The following is a 20,723-nucleotide window of genomic DNA, read 5'->3' as shown; positions in this document are numbered from 1 at the left end:
CCGCCCGGTCAGCCGGCCGGGCTCGCGGCGGCGACGGACGGCAGCCCGACGATCGGGGATGCCTTGTGCAGGCATTCGGCCCATTCGGCGTCCGGGTCGGAGTCGGCGGTGATCCCGCCGCCGACGCCCAGCACGGCGGCCCCCGCGGCGTCGAATTCGACGGTGCGGATAGCGACGTTCAGCTCGCAGCCGGCCACGGGTGAAGCCAATCCTATTGTGCCGCAATATATTCCACGACGATTGGGCTCCCACTGTGCGAGCAGTTGTCGGGCACGGTGTTTGGGCGTCCCGGTGACCGAGGCCGGCGGGAAGGTGGCGTCCAGCAGCGCCGACGTCGGCAGGTCGGTGGGGACCTGCGCGGACACCGTCGACACCAGGTGCCACACGCCGGGGGCCCGCCGCACCACCAGCAATTCGGGCACGGTCACCGTGCCGACGATCGCGACTCGGCCGAGGTCGTTGCGGACCAGGTCGACGATCATGATGTTCTCGGCGACCTCTTTGGCCGACGCGCGCAACGCCGCCGGCCAGGCATCCAGCGGCAAGGTGCCCTTGATCGGGCTGGACGTGACGACGGCACCGCGCCGTTGCAGGAAGAGCTCGGGGGACAGCGACGCCACCGCGCCCCAGGTGCCGGCGACGTAGGCCGCCCGGGCCGGGGAGGTGCGCGCCACGCCGTCGATGAAGAAGTCGAGCGGGGCGCCGGTGACCGTCCCGGTGAACTGTGTGCACACGCAGGCCTGGTAGACCTCGCCGGCGCGGATGGCCTCCAGGCAGGCCAGCACGCCGTCGCGATGCGCCGCCCGGTCGGCGATGCCCCACTCGATGTGGCATTCGCGCGGTGCGGCCGCCGGTGCGGCCAGCGCGGTGGCGAGCCATTTCGGCATCGGCGCGCCGGAGAGGCTCTCATACCACCAGTGCCCGTCCCGGTCGCGGCGCAGCACGCTGTCGGTCCAGCCGCCGGCGGTCTCGGGAACGCGGTTGGACCGGGCGTCGGCGCCGGGGTCGGGATAGGACAGGTAACCGATCCAGCCGCCGCCCACCGCTTGCGGCTCCGGCGTCCGCGACGCCTGGACGGCGAACACGTCGTCGGCGCGCACCGGGCGCACCGACAGGCTCGGCGCGATCACCGCCAGGGCGCCGAACCACTCGCCGGTCAGCGCGGCCGGGGGCGGCAGACCGAGCCGACGGGTGGCGTCACCCACGGCGCGCAGCACCTGGGGTGCGGCGCCAAGATCGCCGAGCCGGTCGATTCGCACAGCCCTAGCTTGACAGAGCGGCGGCGTTTCGCACCCGCGGCGCCCGGGCGCTGGTCGGATGGTGGCGACCCGCTGCACCCGGCTACGCCGCGTTTGCGATCGCCACGCTCAGCCGCGGCTGATGTCGCGCGCGGTGGCCAGCGCGGCCAGCTTCTGCGGGTTGCGCATCACGTAGAAATTGGTGATCTTGCCCTCGGCGATCTCCAGCGTGATCACACCCTCGAGCTGTTCGCCGAGGTAGAGCAGCACCGCCGGGGCGCTGTTGCAGGTCACCATGTCCACCCGCATCGTGCCGAGGGCCGCGGCCCGGCGCATCAGGCCGGCGATCGCGCGGGCCACCTTCTCGGCGCCCACCACCGGCCGTCGGGCGGCGCTCACCACCCCGCCGCTGTCGGCCGTCCAGGTGGCGTCCGGGGCGAGCATCGTCATCAGCGCTTCCACGTCGCCGCCGGCCGCGGTGGCCAGAAACTGCGCGGTGATCTCGGCGTTGCGTTCCGGGTCCACCGAGTCGAAGCGCTTGCGCCGGGCCCGCACGTGCTCGCGCGCCCGGTGCGCGACCTGCCGCACGGTGGGTGCCGGCCTGCCCACCGCCTCGGCGATCTCGCCGTAGTCGAACCCGAACACCTCGCGCAGCACGAACACCGCCCGCTCGTCGGGACTCAACGTCTCCAGCAGCACCAGCATCGCCATCGAAATCGACTCCGCCAGAACGACGTCGGCCGAGGGATCCTGCTCGTCGAGCAGCAGCGGCTCGGGCAGCCACGGCCCCACGTAATCCTCGCGCCGGCGAGCACCGGCCCGCAGCGAGTTCAGCGCCTGGCGGGTGACCAGCTGGGCCAGATACGACTTGGTGTCGCGCACCGTGGCCAAGTCGACCGCCGCCCACCGCAGATAGCTGTCCTGCAAGACGTCGTCGGCCTCGGTCGCCGAGCCCAGCATCTCGTAGGCGATGGTGAACAGCAGTGGTCGCAGCAGGGTGAATCGTTCGGCGTGCTCGCTGCCGGCCGGTGCTGGCGTCATCGCGCCGCGACCTCCGCGTCGACAGGTGACTGCGCGGGCCGCTTGCCGCCCTTGATCCAGCGATACGAACCGGGCTTGGCCGCCTCCCGCCGGATCGACCACACCGTGCCCTTGCAGACCGCTTCCTTGAGCGAAGCCGCCGCCCGGCCACCGAGGTACATGTTCACCGGGGTGTCGTCGGTGCGCGCCATCTGGAACGTGGCGTGCGTGCGGCCCAGGCTGATGCACTGCCCGACGAACGCCTGGCTCAGCGCCGCGGGGGTGTCGCCGGCGATGCGGGCGAGCACGGTGTTGGCAGCCTGGGCGCCCATCGGGCCTGCGGCCTGGCAGCTCATTCGCAACGGCTGGCCGGACGGCGCGGCGGCGTCACCCGCGGCGACGACGCGCTCGTCGTCGATGCTGGTGAGCGTCTCGTCGGTGAGCAGCCGGCCGATCGGGTCGGTGTGCAGCCCGCTGCGCGTGGCCAGGTCCGGCACGGCGAATCCGGCCGTCCAGATGGTCGCCGCGCTGGGCAGCGCCACGCCGTCGGTGAGCACCACCTGGTTCCAACGCACCTCGGCCACCGCCACGGACTCCAGCACGTTGACACCCTCGCGCCGCAGCCGCTTGGCCACCGAGCGCCGGCCCCGCCTGCTCAGCGACGGACCGAGCACCGGGCCGCAGACCATGGTCACCGGGCGCCCGGCCTCGGCGAGCTCGGACGCCGTCTCGATGCCGGTCAGCCCGCCACCGACCACGGTGACGGGTGCGGGCAGCGGCAGATCGGTGAGTGCGTAGTGCAGCCGCTGCGCGCTTTCCAGGTCGGCGACCGAATGCGCGAATTCGGCGTAGCCGGGCACCGTCGACGCGGTGGCGCCGGTGCTTCCCACGGCGTAGATCAGGTAGTCGTAGGTCAGCTCGGCGCCGGAGGCCAGCGCGACCCGGCGGCCGGCGGTGTCGATCTGATCGACGGAATCGACGATCAGCTGGATCCCCTCGCCGAGCAGCGTCGCGTAGTCGGCGGTCGCCGTGCCGGTGTCGGCAACCAACTGGTGCAAGCGGATTCGCTCGACGAAGACCGGTCGCGGGTTCACCACGGTGATGTCGATGTCCGGGCGCCGGCGCAGACGGTTGGCCGCCAGTGTTCCGGCGTATCCGGCGCCGACAACGACGACTTGGATTCTTTGGGGGGCCGTCATGGCTGTCTCCTTTTCGTGAGGACCTGTGCCCTTGAGACACCGCAGACCCGCCGAGCGTGACACGCTCGCCCGCAATTGTGACCCGTCTCACTATGCGTACGGGCGCTGCGGGCGAATTTGCCGCGCGTACCCCCGCTGAGCTGCGGCGAAGCCGTGCCGAAACGCGCATGATACGCTGCGCTACGCCAATTCGTGGCCTGCCCCGGGCCGCCTGCACGCACCACTGGAACGCGCGAAATATGGGGCTACTTACACGCGCATCGGTGTGTATCGAGAGAAGCAACCTTGACGACGATGACAGCTCTGACCGGGCCAGGCGCTGCGCCGGCGTCGGCGCAGTCGCGGAGCCTGCGCGGGCCGTTGTCGTCGAGTGCGATCTGACGTACATGGTGTGTTCATTGAGGAAACGTGCGCTGGCCGTTGTCGTGTGCGCGGCGGTGGTGCTCAGCGGCTGCGGCGGTAAGGGCGACCCCGGGCCGCTCTCGGCGATGGTCAGCCCTGCCATCCCGCCCACCGCGCAGGAGATACCCAACCCCTTGCGCGGCCAGTACGAGGAAATGCTGAATCCGCTTTTCCCGCAAGGAAATTCGGCCCAACAGCGGTACTCTGCCTGGCCGGCGTCGTACGACGCCAGCCTGCGCGTCTCGTGGCGGCAGTTGCAGCCCGTCGACTCGCGCACGCTGCCCCCGGACGCGCCCGATGACCGCAAGTTCGATTTCAGCGCCATCGACGACGCGCTGGCCAAGCTCGGCAGCCGCAACATGAGGCTGACCCTGGGCGTGTACGTCTACAAGTCCTGCTGCAACGACTCCTACGCCGACAACACCAACATCGCGATTCCGGACTGGCTGCGGCCGTCGGCCGCCAGCTATCCCGCGCCGCCGAACGGTTCCGCCCCGGGCGTGACCCAGGTGGTGCCGAACTTCAACGACCCCGACTACCTCAACGGCGTCAGCCAGCTGCTGGCCGCGCTCGGCCGCCGCTACGACGGCGACGAGCGCCTGTCCGTGTTCGAGTTCTCCGGGTACGGGGACTTCGGCCAGAACCAGCTCGGGTACCTGCGTGATTCGCTGAGCGCACCGGGCCCCACCCCCGACGACAGCGAGGCGAAGCTGGGCTATTACAGCCAGTTCCGTGACCAGAGCATCACCAAGGCCTCCATCGCGCAGCTGGTCGCGGCCAACACCAATGCCTTCCCGCACACCCAGCTGGTGGTGGCTCCGCAGAACCCGGAGATCGTCCGCCAGCTGTTCGCCGACGACGTCACCAAGAAGTTGTCGGCACCGGTCGGCATCCGCGCCGACTGCCTCGGGGTGCAGGCTCCCCTGCCGGAATGGGCCGAGGCCAACGACTCGCACTACGTACGGTCCAGCGACGCGGTGGTCAACGCGATCAAGCAGCGTCTGATGACCGCGCTGGTGATCAGCCAGTGGTGCCGATTGCCGAGCGGGGCCGATGCCCGGTCGTATTACGAGAAGGGCCTGCACGACGTCATCCGGTATCACGTGTCGATGACGTCGAGCGCCGACTTTCCGGACCGCGATGCGACGTCGGCGATGGACCCCAAGCTGTTTCAGTTGTGGAGCCAGGCCAATACCTCGGCGGGCTACCGGTATTCGGTCGAGGCGAAGCCGGGATCGCAATCGATCCAGGGCAAGGTGGCGACGATCTCGGTCGACTGGACCAATTACGGCTCGGCGGCGGCCACCGAGCGCTGGGCGCCCGGCTACAAGCTGGTGGACTTCTCGGGTGCGGTGGTCCGCAGCCTGCCGGCGACCATCAACCTCAAGAAGTTGGTGCACGACGAATCCAGCCAGTCGCGTGAGGAGCCGGTGGCGGAGTCGGCCAGCGAGTCGGTGCACGTGGACGTCGCCGGCCTGGCGCCCGGTCACTACACGCTGCGCGCCTCGGTCGAATGGCAACAGCACATCCCGGGCGCCTCGCACGTGGTGAACTACGCCCCGATGGCGCTGGCGCGGGACGGCCGCGACGGCTCCGGGCTGTACCCGATTGCCACACTTGACATTCCGAGCGACGCGGCCTCAGCAAACGGTCAGTGATCCGTCGCGGCGCGGCACCCGCCGGCACCTTGTCGTAAGTCCTGATCGACGGGGCGGTGCGTGATACCGTTTCCAAACGGATTTCGGCCGCGTCGTCGCGCGATTCGACGTCCGACCAGCAAACAACCGAGCGAACTATCGGACCCCTTCGACGGGTATTCGGAAGGGTCGCCGAGTGCGCCCGTATCGGAGGACCCGTGCCACGCAGCCTGGACCTGGTGGTCACCTCCGTCGCCACCCAGTTGATGGAGGCCACGGCGTCCACCGCGACCCAGGTCAGCGAAAAGGTTCTCGCGCAGCTCGTCGAGCAGTTCGATGTGGACGCCAGCTTTCTGCGCCACCACGCCCAGGACGCCCCGGCCTCGGTGCTGGTGGCCGAGTGGCCACGGCGCACCGACGCCGCCGATCCGGAACCGGTGCCCGACCTCGAGCTGGACGGCGCCGAGTCGGTGCTCGCCCAGTGCGAGCGCGACCGAAAGCCGGTGGTCACCCGGCCGGATCAGCCCACCGGCTGGATTCGCCGCTCGCTGAACCAGGGCAAGTCACCGGTGTCGCCGTCGCTGGCCGTCGCGCCGCTGGTGTCCGGCGACGCGACCACCGGTGTGCTCGGCTTCGTCAAGTTCGGCGCCCGCAAGTGGAAACAAGAGGAGATCAACACGCTCGAGGCGGTCGCCGCGCTGTTCGCTCAGCTGCAGGCGCGCATCGCCGCCGAGGAACGGCTCCGCTATCTCGCCGAACACGACGACCTCACCGGCGTCTACAACCGTCGGGCGCTGGTCGCGCATCTGACCGAACGGCTCGCGGCCGGCAGCCCCGGGCCCGTCGCGGTCTTCTACCTCGACCTCGACCGGCTCAAGCCGATCAACGATTACCTCGGCCACTCCGCGGGTGACTGGTTCATCAGGATGTTCGCGCAACGCATCGGGGAGTGCGCGGGAAGCCAGAGCATGATCGCCCGGCTGGGCGGCGACGAGTTCGTGGTCATCCCGCACCAGCCGATGTCCTCGGAGGACGCCGAGGCGTTCGCGCGTCGCCTGTCGACGATGTTGTGCGACCGCCTCACCATCGGCGGCCACGTGATCAGTCGGACCGTCAGCATCGGGCTGGCGGTGGGCACGCCCGGGACCGACAATTGCGCCGACCTGCTCCGGCGAGCCGACGAGGCCGTGCTGACGGCCAAGCGCGCCGGCGGCAACCAGACCGCGGTGTCCACCGACGACATGTCGCTGAAACGGGCCTTCCGTAACGATATCGAGCTGCACCTGCAGGGCGACATCGAAAGCGAAGGCCTGATCCTGCACTACCTGCCCGAGGTCGACCTGTGGACCGGCGCCATCGTCGGCGCCGAGGCGCTGGTGCGCTGGCGTCATCCGGTGTGGGGACTGCTGTTGCCCGACGCGTTCATCGGTGTCGCCGAATCGACCAACCTGGCCGCGGAATTGGGACGGTGGGTGATGCGCAGCGCCTGCGCCGAGTTCAGCGGCTGGCGGGCCAACGGTGTCGGGCAGGGCGCCATGCTGCGCATCAACGTGTCGCCCATCCAGCTGATCAGCCGCGGTTTTGTGGAAAGTGTCGCCGACACCATCGACGAGTTCGGCATCGAGGCCGAGTCGGTGTGCCTGGAGATCACCGAGCGCGCGGTGGTGCATGACATCGACACCACGCGAAAGACGTTGGCGGGGCTCAAGGAAGTGGGCGTGCAGATCGCCATCGACGACTTCGGCACCGGTTATGCCGTTCTGTCCCATCTGAAGTCCCTCCCGGTGGACATGCTCAAGATCGATGCCGGGTTCGTGCGTGATGTGGGCACCAACGCCGGTGACCTGGCCATCGTCCGCGCGATCATCGGGCTGGCCGAGGCGTTCGGCCTGGAAGTGGTCGCCGAAGGCGTCGAGACACCCGCTGCCGCACTGACTTTGATGCAACACGGCTGCCATCGGGCGCAGGGCTTCCTGTTGTCGCGCCCGCTCCCCGGTGATGCGATGGAGGCATTGCTGTCCGCGCGCTGGATGCCGATGCCGTTTCTGGCCGATCGCGAGTCATCGTCGCTGGGTTCGCTCTAGCAGCCGCTCAGACATTCTCTGGCAAGAAGACGAAATTGTTGACGTAGATGCCGCGGCCCGCCCAACCGTCTTCCTGACTGCCGACGTTGGCCGGATCCTGATGCCGGACAGGGTCGAAGTCTGCAATCGGCCGCCGGACGCCACCGAGGTCGAAGTAACCCGCGTAGCCGAGGCCGTGCAGGAGCCCGGTGATCTCGGCGACGGAATTGGGGTGATGGCGTTCCTCGGCCTCCACCACAATCGCGGGGCGGTGGTGTGTGAGTGTCTCTGTGGCGCCGTGCAACACGGCGAGTTCATGGCCCTCCACGTCGATCTTGATCAGGCCGATGTCCCCTAACTGCAGATCGTCGAGGCGCCTGACCGGCACGCCGATGCTCTGAATTTTGCCGTCACTCACGTCGCCCAGAGTGTTGCCGGCCTCGATCGTGCTGCGGCCCGGCTCGGATGCGACCACCCGCATGCTCATCACGCCGGGCTCATTCGACAAAGCCACCGCCTCCACTTGCACGGCGGCGCCTACCGCGTCGAACATCGACGCCAGATCGCGGGCCTGGGCCGGCCGCGGTTCGAATGCGATCACCGATCGTGACGACGCCAGCATCGCGATCGTGAACTCGCCGAGATCGGCTCCGATATCCAAGGAGATCCGGTGTGGATCGCACAGCGACGCCACCAGCTGTATGTCCGGGCGGGATTGCCCCAGGCATTGCAGGATGCGGAATTTTCGCCGCCAGAACCTGCGCGGTGCGAGTTGCTTGACCGCAGGTGCGAGCCGACGTTTGACCGAGCCTGCGACAGCCATCTTCGATGATCTCCTGCCCGATTGCGAGCCATCAGCTTAGTCGACGCGCCGGCGAGACGTGAGCGATGTAAGAAGCGCCCCTGTAGAACGACGTGTCTCGGGAAAGGCACCCGGATTTGCCGGTGCGGCCCGGGTGTGGGCTATAGCCTGTTGTAACCCTTGACATCCCGCACCACCACGAGACGTCGGTCAACCGGGCGACGACGGCAGGAAACGCGAACCACCAGAGAGGTAGCAGTCGATGCGTTTGATCCAGACGGTGCATACCGGCCGGTGCATGCCGATGTCGTTCCTCGCCTACCGCGAGCCGTTGTCGCCCAACGTGGTGTAGCGAAAGACATCATGGTCCGGACAAATCGAACACGGGACATCCTTATCGTTGGCGTGTGCCTGGCGCTGGTGCTGAGCGGATGCGGTCGTGGCGGTGACCCTTCGCCGCTGACCACGATTGGCAGTCCGGCCATACCGCTGTCGGTACAGGACGTATCGAATCCGCTGCGCGGTCAGTATGAAGATCTCTTGCAACCGCTGTTCCCGCAAGGCAATCGCGCGCAGCATGGCTATCCGGCGTGGCCGGGGTCGTTTGATGCCAGCCTGCGTGTGCCGTGGCGACAGTTGCAGCCCACCGACCCGAGCACCCTGCCACCGGACGCTCCTGACGATCGCAAGTTCGACTTCAGCGTGATCGATGATGCGCTGGCCAAGCTGGCCGGTCGCAACATGCGGCTGACCCTGCGTGTGGTCGCCTACAACTCCTGTTGCGACAACACCTACGCGAACAACACCAACATCGCCATGCCTGACTGGATGCGCTCGGCGGCCACCAATTACACCGGTCCACAACGCTATTGGTGGACCGCCGGAGTGACACAGGTCGTTCCGAACTGGAATGATCCGAACTACCTGAATGCTTTCGGTCAGCTCTTGAGCGCGCTGGGCCGCCGCTACGACGGCGACGAGCGGCTGAGCGTTTTTGAGTTCTCCGGTTACGGCGATTTCAGCGAGAATCACATCTCGTATCTGCGCGACACGCTGGGTGCGCCGGGACCTGCACCCGACGAGAGCGTCGCCAAACTCGGGTATTACAGCCAGTTTCGCGACCAGAGCATCACCGCCGACTCGATCCGGCAGCTGGTCGCGGCGACCGTAAACGCCTTCCCGCATACACAATTGGTGACGACGGCGCTGAACCCGGAGATCGTCCGTCAACTGATCGCCGACGATGTCACGAAGAAACTGTCTGCACCAGTGGGCATCCGCGCGGATTGCCTCGGGGTCCAGGCACCGCTTCCCGCATGGGCGGAAAAGGACGGCTCGCACTATGTGCAGTCGAAGGATCCACTGGTCAGCGCGTTGAGAAGCCGAATGGCCTCGGCCCTGGTGATCACCGAATGGTGCCAGCTGCCCGACGGCACCGATCCGCGGACCTATTACGAAAAGGGCCTGGACGACGTGGTCAAGTACCACGTGTCGATGACATCGAGTTACAACTTCCCGGCCGTGGATGCGACCACGCCGATGGACCGCGCGTTATACCTGCTGTGGGCACACGCCAACGTCGTCGCCGGATACCGGTATTCGGTCGAGGCGGGGCAGGGGTCGCAATCGGTGACTGACGGCAAGGCGACGCTGACGGTTACCTGGACGAATTTCGGCGCCGCCGCGGCAACGGAGAACTGGGTCCCGGGCTACAGGTTGGTCGATTTCTCGGGGGCGGTGGTCCGTTCGCTTCCGGCGACGGTGACGCTGAAGTCGTTAATCCAAGGACAACTCGGAGACGGCTCCCGTAAGGACCCCGTCCCGACCGTATCCACCGAGTCCGTTCACGTCGACTTGGCGGGCTTGGCGCCGGGGCACTACACGCTGTGCGCCGCGGTGGAATGGCAACAGCACAAGCCGGGCGCGTCGCATGTGGTGAACTATCCGCCCATGCGGCTGGCCCGCGCCGGACGCGACGGCGCTGGATGCTATCCATTAGCGACGCTCGACATGCCGCGCGACGCGCCGACTGCACCCTGATACTGCACAGCGGGAATGCCACTTCGCTTGCCCGTCCTGGTTTGCCGCTGAAAACCTGCCCGCACCGCAGCACTGCGATTTCGGCAATGCCCGTGTGATGATGCTGCATAATCTGCAGTGGATATGCGTGGCCGGTGCTGGGAAATCTGTATGACGCTATTCGCGTCATAAGCTTCTAGAAAGGTTATTAGCCGATGGATTTCCGTACCTTCGTCCGGATACTCGGCACGCACTGGAAGCTCGCAATCACCGCGCTGCTGGCCTGCACGATCGGCGCCGCGTTCGTTACGGCGTTGCAGACGAAGCATTACCAATCTTCGGCCACGGTCCTCATCTCGTTCTCGGGTGCGACCGATTTGAATGAGCTATACAGCGGCACGGAGGCTGCACAAGAACGGTTGTCGTCGTACGCCCAAATCGCGGGCGGACACATCGTGGCCGAGCGCGCAATACGCCAGCTCCAGCTTCCGACCAGCGCTGACGATCTGCTGAGTCAAACCCAAGTGAAATACACTCCGAAATCCGTGCTCTTCACGATCAGCGTCAAAGACACCGATCCGGCGCGCGCAGCCGCGCTGGCGGGTGCGATGGCCAATCAGTTCAGCGCGATCCTTCCCACGCTCAGTCCGGCTGCGGGTGCGACCGGTGCCGGCCAAGCGGTGACCGCTGGACCGCGGACCGAGGGTGTTGAGACAGCCCCCCCGTCGGGACCGCCCCCGGACGTGCCGGTCGCCGCGCAGTCCACGGGCAAGCCGATACCGGCGGCCCGGGCGACAGTGGTCGAGCCGCCCCGCGTACCGAGAATTCCCGTTTCGCCGGTGCCGATGCGAAACATGGCGATCGGGTTCATCGCCGGGTTGCTCCTTGCTATCGCGGTCGCGCTGACCCGCGAGGCCGGTGATCGCACCATCCGCACCCGCGAGAAGCTTGAAGGAGTCTCGGGGCTGCCGACTTTAGCTGAGCTGCCCGGAAAGCGAGGCAGCGTTCCGCGGTTCGGCACCGACACCGCATCCGACGATGCCGTACGCGGCCTGCGCACCCGGTTGCTCAGGGCAATAGGGCCGGACGGCCGCCGGGTGCTGGTGACCGGGCCCTTCGGCGGCGAAGGCGCGACAACGACAGCGATGAACCTTGCGCTCGCCCTCGCCGAAATGGGTGAAGACACACTGCTTGTCGAAGGCGACAGCCGCCGACATGTGCTCGCCGGATTGCTGAGGGTCGAATCAGGCGAGGGGCTGGGCAACGCATTGGCCAATCCCGACATCGCCAGTGAAGCCGTGAAGCCGACGCCGATCTCAAGGTTGTTCATTCTGGCGTCCAGGTCCGCGCGCCGCGAAAGTCTACCTGCCAGCGCCTATTTGCCGGAAGTGATCGACCGAGTCCTGCAAGAGCTGTCGTCACGCTTTGATCGGATCGTCGTCGACGGCCCGCCGGTGCTCGCCACGGCCGACGCCGGCCTGTTGGCCGGCGCCGTCAATGCGACGGTGGTAGTGGTGCGGGCGCGGCGTACCACCGCCGACGAACTCAAGGACGCACTGACCGCCCTGCGCTCGGCGGGGGCGCACGTTGTCGGCACCGTACTCATCGACGCGCGACAGTCGTTGCACATCAGGGCGGCCGACCGCGCCTACCGGTCAAAGGCCAGCGGGTCGGCGTGAACCTGTACCTGCGGGCTCGTCATCGCCTGGCAGTGGACGGAACTCTGCTCGCGATCTTCGTGTTCGGGTGCTTCGTGTTCGGCGTGCTCTCGGTGCGCCGAACCACCGAGGGAGTGCTGCTTACCGCCGCGTTGTTCTGCGTGGTCGTGTACTGGGTGAAGCCCGAAGGGATGGTGGCGGTCACGCTGTGCGGGGCCTTCGCGGCGCTGCCGGAGGGATTGCACGTCGGAAAAGTCTTTGGCCCCGTGACGATCTACGCGTATCACGTGGCCGCGTTGCTTGCCATCTGCTATCTGATCCCATCCGTGCGACCGCGATCGTACGATTTCGTGTTGCCGGGGCTTTTGGTGCTCACGGTGGCGTGGTCCACCATCACCGGATTCGAAACGGGACACGCTGCCCTCGTGGTGATGCGTGAATCGTCCACCATGATCGAGATGGCCATCGGTTTCGTGTTGGCACTACTTGTCGTCTACGGCGGCCACGTCAAATTCTCGATCCGGGTGATGATTGCGATCCTGTGGTTTTCGGCGGGTATGGCGATTGTCAGCTCGCTGTTTGCCATCCGGCTGGCCGGCCGGTCGGAAAGTCTGGAAGGGACCACGGGCGCCGGCCAGGCCGTTCGAATCATCCTGTCCACGCAGACGCCGGCCACCGCCATTTTGTCCGCGCTGGTCGCCGCCCCGATCGTCGGGCGCGTCAGGCCCGCAATGTATCTCGCGTTGGGCCCACCGGCGCTGAGCATTTCGCTGTTGTCCTTCTCCCGCAACACGCTGATCTCGATGGGGGTGGCGGCCGGCGTAGCTCTACTCGGGAGCTTGAGCTGGGTAGCGGTGCGGCGCACGGTCGCGGCCGCTGCGGTCGGCTTGGCCGTGATCGCCGTGACGGTGCCGGGATCGCTGTTTTTGTTGCAACGCTCGAAGACCGGGGCATGGCTCAGCGATCAGTACGCCGCCTTCAATCAGCGCGTGCTGGGCGGGGTGACGTCAAGCGCACTGGCGGTGGACGATTCGGCGCTGGAACGACTGCGCGAAATCAACCTGCTCAAGGAGACCATCGCTGCCGCCCCGGTGTTCGGCCACGGGCTGGGCTACGTGTATCAACCGCCTACCGGGGACGACGAGTTCCATCTCTACCTGTATCCCGCCTATTCCCACAACTTCTACCTTTGGTGGTTGGCCAAGGCCGGGGCCTTGGGCATGGCGGTGTTCGCGCTATTCGCGCTCACGCCGGTCATATTGGCGCTGCGATGTGCGCCGGGACCGGCGAAAATCAGCGCGGCGGTCGCCGCCGGTCTCCTGGCGATATCTGCCGTGTGGCCGTTGCCGGAGATGCCGATGGACGCACTGGGATTGGGCCTGGCGTTGGGTGCCGCGATGGGTTTCGCCGGCCTGCGGCGCAGGAGCGGTGATCAGAGCCCGGCCGTCGTCGACCCCGCGTCGACTCCTACGCCCGGGCCGACCGCTCATGCCGATGCCGGCACCGCTACGTCCAGCTGATCGCGCTCGTGCTGACCGTCTTCTTCCCCATGCCCACCCGGAACTTGCGGGTGCGTGGCTTCGCAGCGGATCGAACATGATCGCGGTAACGCACGTGGGGCCCGACATGTACAGCGTCGGCGGGACTCAGTCCGTGATCCGGATCATCCGCGACAACGGGATTGGCGCCGACGATATCCGCGTCCTTTCGACGTGGGCAGGCCCGCACCAGCACCTGAAGAGCCTGATTCTCACGACGCGCGCCGGCCGTGTTCTGGCGGGGCGCGCTCGCACGAGCATCGCTCACTTCCATATGTCCAATGGCGGAGCGTGGTTGCGGGAAGGTTCGTTGATCCGGCTGGCCAGAGCGCGCGGCCTCCGAGTGATCGTCACCCTGCACGGCTCCGACTTTCCCGAGTTCGCCCGAGCGCATCCCCGCTTTGTGGTTTCCACGTTGAAGCATGCGGACCACGTGATCGTCCTGTCAGAGGAAGCGCGTGGGGTCGTTGCCGAAGTGGCGCCCACGGTGGCGGTGACCGTCGTGGCCAACCCGATCGCGATCGATCGAGACGCTCCCGGCGCCGGCTCGACGCCGCCGGTGGTGCTTTTCGCGGGCACCATCGGTCGGCGCAAAGGTGTCGACAGGCTCGTTGCGGCCTGGCAATTACTTCTCGCCGAGGGCGTCGAAGGGCGTTGTCGCATAGTCGGTCCCATCGACGACTACGTTCCGCCCCGCATAGAACGGCTGACCGTCGAAGACCCGGTACATCCCGACAACGTGCGCGAGCTGCTCCGGTCGGTACGCGTGGTTGTGCTCCCGTCCTTTGCCGAGGGCATGCCGATGATCCTGACCGAGGCCCTCGCCGGTGCGCGACCGTTTGTGGCAACTCCTGTCGGCGGCACCGCCCGGATTGCACCAGACCCGAGCATGCTCGTTCCGGTCGGCGACGTGCCCGCATTGGCGGCAGCGATCGGGCGGTACCTGCGCGACCCCGACCTGGCTGAGCGTGACGGGCGGCGCGGGCAGGAGCACGTCGCCGCCACCCGGAGCCCCGGGGTCATCGATGCGCAACTGCGCCAGATCTACGAGGGCTGTGGCATTGCGGCGAGTTGAAATCCAGGGACCGCAATTGACGGTCAGTGCAATCGGTTTCGGATGCGGCTCCTTGATGCAGTCGCCCTCCCGGAAAGAGCGGATGGCCGTGCTGGCCGCCGCATTGGGCGGTGGCATCACCCATTTCGACACCGCGCGGATGTACGGCCTGGGTTGGGCAGAGGCAGAGTTGGGGGTTTTCCTGCGCTCGGTCGAGCGTGAGACCGTGACGATCGCTACTAAGTTCGGCATCGATGTGGGCGGCGCGGCGCGCCGCCTGGCCCGATTCCAAGGCCCGGCACGAGCTTTGCTCCGGAAAACGCCCACGCTCCGCCGCACCGTGAAGCGGCGCCACGCACCGTCGCAGACCGCCCGCTTGTACGACGCGGCCGTCGCGGCGCGCAGCCTCGACCAGAGCCTCGCGGCGCTCGGCGTCGACTATGTCGACATCCTGTTCGTCCACGCCCCGCGGCCGGGCGACACGGTGGCCGGCGACGAACTCCGCGAATTCTTCGAACGCGCCCGCCGGCAGGGCAAGATTCGCGCCTGGGGCGTCTCGCAGGATGAGGGGCTCGACGCGGATTTTGCTCGGACTTTCACCCCCGAAGGGGTAAGTCAGCTTCGCAGCGATCTTCTCAATCCGGCACCGCGGTCCGCCGACCTGGCTTTCGGCGTACTGAGCGGGCCGTACCGAAAACTTATGGGAGCGTTGCAGACCGACCGGGCTTTGGCCGGACGCTGGCGCGAGGCCCTGCAGACCGATCCGCTTGCTCCCGGCGCGCTTTCCACGCTGATCCTCGGATCATCCGCCGCCGCAACGGGTTGCCCAGCGATTCTTTACAGCAGCACCAGGCCTCAACGGGTCACCGCGGCGGCGTCGGCCGTCTCGTCGCCGCCGGACGCGGAGACCGTCTCCCGGTTCCTCGCTCTTGTCAAGGAGTTTCGAGAGGGAGCTGCCGCGTGATCCGCGGCGTGGCGGACTTCGCGCCCGACATGACGATCGAGACCGACGTGGCGATCGTCGGGGCCGGCCCGATCGGCATCGCGACAGCGCTCGAGCTGGCGGCGACGGGCGTGCAGGTGGCGCTGATCGAAAGTGGTCTTGAGCGCGTGGACCGGGCGACGCAGGAGTTGTCGACGTTCGACTCTCGTCAGGACGACTATTTCCACTCCCGCAGTGAGCTCACCATCCGCCGGCAGGTCGGAGGAACCTCGGCACTCTGGGGCGGGCGCTGTGTCAAGTTCGATCGCATCGATTTCGAGGCTCGACCCATCACCGCGCAGGCGCCGTGGCCCATCGGCCATGACGACGTCGAGCCGTATCTCCAACGGGCCTGCGACTGGGCGGCGTGCGGCCGGGCGGCATTCAACGCGCGCGATATCCCCGAAATCGCGCACCGAGACATGATCGGTGGACTGCCTGACGAGAAGGTGTGCACCACCGACCTGGAGCGTTGGGCCCTGCCAACGCGTTTCGGTCGCGAATACCGCACGGCATTGCGGGACACTTCCGGTCTCACGCTGTGGACCGGTCTCACCTGCACCGAAATCGTGACGGCACCGGCCGGTGACTGCGTCGATTACCTCGTGGTCAAGACGCTTGACGGTCGGCGGGGGAGAGTGGTCGCGGCGGACTACATCATCGCAACCGGTGGTTTGGAGGCCACCAGGCTGCTGCTGGCGTCGGACCGCCATCATCCCGGAGGGCTGGGAAATGCGGGCGGGCACCTGGGTCGGTGGTACATGGCCCACGTCGAGAGTCGGGTGGCGCGCGTGCAATTCACCACCGACGAAGTCCGCTACGCGTACGAACGGGACAACGACGGTGTGTACGTTCGCCGGCGTTTCACCTTCGATCCGCAGCTGCTGCGCGAATCCGGAATGCCGAACGCCGCAGTCTGGTTGGTGAATCCGCCGATCAGCGACCCGGGCCACGGGAGCGGGATTCTGTCTGGCGTCTTTCTGACCCTCGTCTCGCCGGTAGGCCGATTCCTACTCGCCGGGGCCATTCGTGAGGCTCACACCAAGACGGACGGATCGCCGCGCATCGTCGCGCACCTGCGCAACATTGTGCGAGACCTGATCCCCTCGATCGGGTTCGCGATCGCGTTCTGCTACGCCCGGTTTCTTCGCAAGGGCAGGAAGGCGCCGGGGTTTTTCGTCAAGAGCGCCGACAACCGCTACCTGCTCCAGTACCACGGTGAGCATCTTCCGCACTGGGAAAGCCGCGTCGAGCTGACTGACGAGCGGGATGCTCTGGGCATGAGGCGGCTTCGCACCCACATGCACTTCTCCGAGGCCGATTACCAGAGCGTGCGCAAGGCCATCGTCGCGATCGACGAGCACCTGCGTCGCCACGGTGTGGGCTACGTTGAGTGGCTGACCGACGACGTCGAGGCCTCGGTGCGTGCGTTCATGGCGAAGCGGACCGGCTTCCATCAGGCGGGAACCACCAGGATGTCGACCTCGCCGCAGGACGGCGTCGTGGATCCGCAGCTGCAGGTGCACGGGGTCCGCGGGCTGCACGTCGCGAGCACGTCGGTGCTACCGACGTCTAGTCAAGCCAACCCGACCCTCGTCGGGATCGCGTTAGGGGTACGGCTTGCCCGGCGCCTTGCGAACGCTCGAAAGGCAAGTGACCCGCCTGAATTCGGGAACCGCGCGAACAGGCGCTGACCGGGCATGGCGCCCGCCTGGCGCAGGCGTCACGTCGCCCTTTGCCACATGTCGTCGATGAGGGACTTCGTCTGCTGGATGTTGGCGCGGCTGGACGCGCCGAACACGATCGACTGGATCTGCGGTTGGCGGCAGACGTACTCGATCGCCTCGCGTGGCGGGATCGCGCCCGAGGCGAGGACGGACATCGCGATCAGCCGGCACTGGCGTTCGCGCACGGTTTTCTCGTAAAGCTCGACACCCCCGCACATCCGGAAGCCGATCTTGTTGAAATTGGCGCAGACGATAGGGTTTTCGATGCCTTGCCTATCGAGCGCATCGAGGAGCCTGGGCAGGTTCATCGTGATGAAGCCCGGCTCGGCGTTGTATTTGAGCCTGACGTGGTCGGAGAACAGCCGGAAGGCCTCGTCCATGCCGAGCCCGAGCAGCAGGTCGGTGACCACGTTCTGGATGAAGATGATGGGCGTCGACATTCCGGCGAACATCTTCATCTCGGCATCGACCAACAGCTGCATCAAGGGCTCGACGTCCTTGCTGGCGATCGCGACGCCGCCCTTGACCATCGATTTGACGGCCCCGTTGTCGGGCAAGAACTTTCGGAGCGCCTCGACGATCCCGAATTCGGTCACGGCATTGGCATATTTGTGCGCGTACGGCATGCACGGGTAGAAGACGTAGTCGGGGTATTCGGTACGGTTGGCGCGGATGTGATCACAGATTTCACCAACGCGGTCATGCGTGGTGCAGACGAACGTGCGGATGCCTTCCCGATAGGCGTCGTCCAGCGTCGCGAGCACGGCGGGAAGATGCTGGAAGCGTATCGCCTGTGCCCGTGCCTTGTCCTCGGACATGTGATTGACGCCGAAGAACTGGTTGTCACCGAAAAGAACAGGGTCCATGGTCACGATGCCTTCGAGGTTGCGAGTCTTTTGATGCGCGCCAGGATTTCACGCCGGAATGCGCCGCGCGGGGATCCGTTCACCGCCCCCTGCGGCGGAATGGAGATCGCGCTGCCCGTGCCGCCGGTGATCATGTCGACCACTCGATCGACGTCGAGCGCAGAGCGAAACGTGTTCTCGCCGTCCATCCGGTTTTGCTTCACGCTGTCCGCGAAGTAGTCGATCTGCGCCGAATACTCCTCGCCGCGAAGGTAATACCAAACCTCCTCGGTGAGGTCGGTCGTGTATCGGATGGTCCAGCCCTTGGCGAGCTGGGGGAGCTGGGGGTGTGCCTCACGAAGGTAGATCTGGCACTCCTGGCGGTCGGCGGTGATGCGGCCGTTGGTTCCCCACACCGTCACCTTCGTCGACATCTTGCGGAAGCTTTCGTCACTCCAGTTCACGCACAGCTGGCCGGTCGCGCCGTCGGGATATCGCATGGTGCAGTAGACCTCGTCGTCGACGTCGCGCGAGAAAACGCTGTGGCGGACGACCCCGTCGACCGAAAGCGGCACGCCGGCCACGAAGTTCATCAGATCGATGGCGTGGCAAGCGTAGTCGTAGAGGGCGCCGCCACCCTCGGCCTTCACGCCGCGCCATGTGCTTCCCTTTTCCCGGAGCACGACAGGGCCGTACGCTTCGGCGCGTACATGGTGGATGCGCCCCAGTGCGCCGGAAGCAACGATCCGCGCCGCCTCCTGGAAAGAACCGATGAAGCGGCAGTGATAGCCGACCTGGGTAACGAGCCGACGCGTCTCCGCCAGCGTCACCAGGCGCTCGCCGTCCTTCACATCGAGCACGAACGGCTTCTCGCAGAAGACGTGTGCCCCAGCCGTCAGCGCCTTCTCGACAATCGGTGCATGCAGCCTCGACGGGACGGCGACCACAACCGCTTCGGCGTTGGTGGCCGCCAGCATCCGATCGAAGTCGTCGTAGCAGTTCAGGCCGGTGTATTTGGACAGGACATCGCGCACATAGCCGGCCGAATCACAGATACCCACCACGTCGATGTCCGGGTGCGTCCGCAGGATCGCAAGATGCGACAGCCCCATTTTTCCGAGGCCGACCAGGGCCGTTCGAATCATTGTGTGCGCCTTTCACGCTTCGTTCGAGTCCCGCGGCGACATGTGCGGTGAAGGTGTCTAGCCACAGGGGCAGGAGGGGTTCGGAGTTGCTGAGATGTTGGCGCCCGGTGCACGGATGCACCACGGCCGCCGCGCAGTCGATTGCTGCGCCGACGCCTATCAAGACATACGGGCATCCCTGTCCTCGTACGCAGTGAGATCGCCTGCATTAGGGGCGCTCAACGCAACGGTGATGACGTTAGCATCGGTGGGTTGTTCATTTCGGCGATCTCGTCGATCTCGTTGCCGTCGCCTTGAGGGGCGGGGAGTTTCGTTGGTATCTGCCAGAACGCAATTGAGGCGAGGCCGGGTTCATTACCATTGAGCTGCCGCCGCGTCCCGCGCTCCGAGGGCGGGAGCGAAAGCTGTTGTCGTGCGGCCGTGGTCGCGAGCGCCTGAGATGAGGGAGGACATGGGCCGCCTGCTCCTCATTGCGTCCTCCGGCGGGCATATCTACGAAATGTTTTGCCTGCGGGAGTTCTGGCAGGACAAGGATCGGTTTTGGGTGAGCTTTCCAACCGCCGACGCCCGGTACCTGCTGCGCGACGAGAAGGAGATTCACTGGGCGGCGCACCCCACCGTGCGTAATGTTCCCAACCTCCTGCGCAATCTGGTGCTGGCGCTGCGGCTGCTGATCCGCCACCGGCCCGCGATGATCCTGACCACCGGATCGGGGGTGGCCGCCCCCTTCCTCTGGCTGGCCTGGCTGCTGCGGATTCCCACCGTCTTCGTGGAGTCGATCACCCGCATCACCGAGCTGTCCCTCACCGCCCGGATGGTAAAGCCTTTCGCCTCCCGGTTTCTGGTGCAATGGCCCGAATTGGTCGACCGCATTCCCCGCACGGAATATCACGGGAGGATCGTGTGATCTTCGTGATCATGGGGATGGAGGTGCATCCGTTCGACCGGCTGGCGCGCGCGGTCGACGAGCTGGCCCGGGCCGGCACGGCGGGAGAGGACTTTTTCGTGCAGCTCGGCACTTGCGGCTACGAGCCGCGGCACGCCCGGTTCGAGCGCTTCCTGTCCTTCGGGGACGTTTGTGAACAGATACGGTCCGCGTCGGTGGCCATCACCCACGCCGGCGCCGGCTCGGCCTTGCTGTGCATCGAGCAGGGCAAGCATCCGGTGATGGTGCCCCGTCGCTCGCGGCTCGGCGAGCACGTCGACGAGCACCAGCTGCCGTTCGCCGAGAAGCTGGAGGCGGGCGGCCTGGCCACCGTGGTCCGGGAGACGGAGGAGCTTCCGGCGGCGATCGCGGCGACGCGGTCTCGGGTGGCACCGCCCGATGCGCTGGGACGGGCCCGCGAGCTGACGGGGTGGCTGGAGGCGTTTTGGCGTGGACTGGCCTGAGCGTT

The 20,723-nt window shown here is 66.7% G+C and carries 16 protein-coding genes; 10 read left to right on the top strand and 6 right to left on the bottom strand.

What is annotated here, in order from left to right; all coding sequences use genetic code 11:
- Positions 1 to 8: 8 nt before the first annotated feature.
- From A5708_RS12625 to A5708_RS12615, 3 genes are all read right to left on the bottom strand, one after another.
- On the bottom strand, positions 9 to 1,259 hold the full coding sequence (locus A5708_RS12625; protein ID WP_065028958.1) for an aminodeoxychorismate synthase component I: 1,251 nt from the start codon (positions 1,257 to 1,259) through the stop codon (positions 9 to 11).
- A gap of 108 nt (positions 1,260 to 1,367) precedes the next feature.
- Entirely contained in the window at positions 1,368 to 2,279 is a 912-nt protein-coding gene (locus tag A5708_RS12620; RefSeq protein WP_065028957.1) for an RNA polymerase sigma-70 factor, read from the bottom strand.
- Positions 2,276 to 3,457 carry an NAD(P)/FAD-dependent oxidoreductase gene (locus A5708_RS12615; RefSeq protein ID WP_065028956.1) on the bottom strand — a complete coding sequence of 394 codons (1,182 nt, stop codon included), beginning with the start codon at positions 3,455 to 3,457 and terminating at the stop codon, positions 2,276 to 2,278. Before A5708_RS12615 ends, A5708_RS12620 begins: the two co-directional genes overlap by 4 nt.
- Before the next feature lie 386 nt (positions 3,458 to 3,843).
- On the opposite strand from A5708_RS12615, the gene A5708_RS12610 reads away from it, so the two are divergent.
- A complete protein-coding gene (locus A5708_RS12610) occupies positions 3,844 to 5,517 on the top strand; it encodes a hypothetical protein (RefSeq protein ID WP_065028955.1) in 1,674 nt (557 codons plus the stop codon).
- Between the two features lie 197 nt (positions 5,518 to 5,714).
- Positions 5,715 to 7,580 carry a putative bifunctional diguanylate cyclase/phosphodiesterase gene (locus A5708_RS12605; RefSeq protein WP_065028954.1) on the top strand — a complete coding sequence of 622 codons (1,866 nt, stop codon included), beginning with the start codon at positions 5,715 to 5,717 and terminating at the stop codon, positions 7,578 to 7,580.
- Positions 7,581 to 7,587: 7 nt separating this feature from the next.
- Here A5708_RS12605 and A5708_RS12600 read toward each other — a convergent pair whose 3' ends face one another.
- Positions 7,588 to 8,382 (bottom strand): FkbM family methyltransferase, encoded by a 795-nt coding sequence (locus A5708_RS12600; protein ID WP_065028953.1) that lies wholly within the window; start codon positions 8,380 to 8,382, stop codon positions 7,588 to 7,590.
- A gap of 342 nt (positions 8,383 to 8,724) precedes the next feature.
- On the opposite strand from A5708_RS12600, the gene A5708_RS12595 reads away from it, so the two are divergent.
- The 6 genes from A5708_RS12595 (at position 8,725) to A5708_RS12570 (ending at position 17,306) form a co-directional block, all read left to right on the top strand.
- The gene (locus A5708_RS12595) at positions 8,725 to 10,401 is read left to right on the top strand and encodes a hypothetical protein (protein WP_231117899.1); all 1,677 of its coding nucleotides are present in this window, start codon (positions 8,725 to 8,727) and stop codon (positions 10,399 to 10,401) included.
- A 194-nt stretch (positions 10,402 to 10,595) separates the two neighbouring features.
- Positions 10,596 to 12,059, top strand: a complete 1,464-nt coding sequence (locus A5708_RS12590) for a polysaccharide biosynthesis tyrosine autokinase (protein WP_065028951.1) — start codon at positions 10,596 to 10,598, stop codon at positions 12,057 to 12,059.
- The gene (locus A5708_RS12585; protein ID WP_065028950.1) at positions 12,056 to 13,558 is read left to right on the top strand and encodes an O-antigen ligase family protein; all 1,503 of its coding nucleotides are present in this window, start codon (positions 12,056 to 12,058) and stop codon (positions 13,556 to 13,558) included. Before A5708_RS12590 ends, A5708_RS12585 begins: the two co-directional genes overlap by 4 nt.
- Positions 13,559 to 13,634: 76 nt before the next feature.
- Positions 13,635 to 14,651 carry a glycosyltransferase family 4 protein gene (locus tag A5708_RS12580; protein ID WP_064953151.1) on the top strand — a complete coding sequence of 339 codons (1,017 nt, stop codon included), beginning with the start codon at positions 13,635 to 13,637 and terminating at the stop codon, positions 14,649 to 14,651.
- A 16-nt stretch (positions 14,652 to 14,667) separates the two neighbouring features.
- Positions 14,668 to 15,594, top strand: coding sequence for an aldo/keto reductase (locus A5708_RS12575; RefSeq protein ID WP_065029008.1), 927 nt, complete (start codon positions 14,668 to 14,670; stop codon positions 15,592 to 15,594).
- Positions 15,591 to 17,306, top strand: coding sequence for a GMC oxidoreductase (locus tag A5708_RS12570; RefSeq protein ID WP_065028949.1), 1,716 nt, complete (start codon positions 15,591 to 15,593; stop codon positions 17,304 to 17,306). The genes A5708_RS12575 and A5708_RS12570 overlap by 4 nt, the downstream gene beginning before the upstream one ends.
- Positions 17,307 to 17,335: 29 nt before the next feature.
- On the opposite strand, the gene A5708_RS12565 is transcribed toward A5708_RS12570, so the two are convergent.
- Complete coding sequence (locus A5708_RS12565; RefSeq protein WP_065028948.1) at positions 17,336 to 18,211, bottom strand: hypothetical protein; 876 nt, start codon at positions 18,209 to 18,211, stop codon at positions 17,336 to 17,338.
- Positions 18,208 to 19,329, bottom strand: coding sequence for a Gfo/Idh/MocA family protein (locus A5708_RS12560; RefSeq protein ID WP_065028947.1), 1,122 nt, complete (start codon positions 19,327 to 19,329; stop codon positions 18,208 to 18,210). The genes A5708_RS12565 and A5708_RS12560 overlap by 4 nt, the downstream gene beginning before the upstream one ends.
- 451 nt (positions 19,330 to 19,780) lie before the next feature.
- Between A5708_RS12560 and A5708_RS12555 the strand changes: the two genes are divergently transcribed.
- Both A5708_RS12555 and A5708_RS12550 read left to right on the top strand, forming a co-directional pair.
- Positions 19,781 to 20,236 (top strand): polysaccharide biosynthesis protein, encoded by a 456-nt coding sequence (locus A5708_RS12555; RefSeq protein ID WP_064953270.1) that lies wholly within the window; start codon positions 19,781 to 19,783, stop codon positions 20,234 to 20,236.
- Positions 20,233 to 20,718, top strand: a complete 486-nt coding sequence (locus A5708_RS12550) for a glycosyltransferase (protein ID WP_064953147.1) — start codon at positions 20,233 to 20,235, stop codon at positions 20,716 to 20,718. Before A5708_RS12555 ends, A5708_RS12550 begins: the two co-directional genes overlap by 4 nt.
- Positions 20,719 to 20,723: the final 5 nt, after the last annotated feature.

This window comes from Mycobacterium colombiense, from assembly GCF_001672755.1.
Taxonomy (GTDB): Bacteria; Actinomycetota; Actinomycetes; order Mycobacteriales; family Mycobacteriaceae; genus Mycobacterium; species Mycobacterium colombiense_C.
The sequence above is the reverse complement of the archived record's forward strand: the minus strand, read 5'-3'. Positions and strand labels throughout refer to the sequence as shown.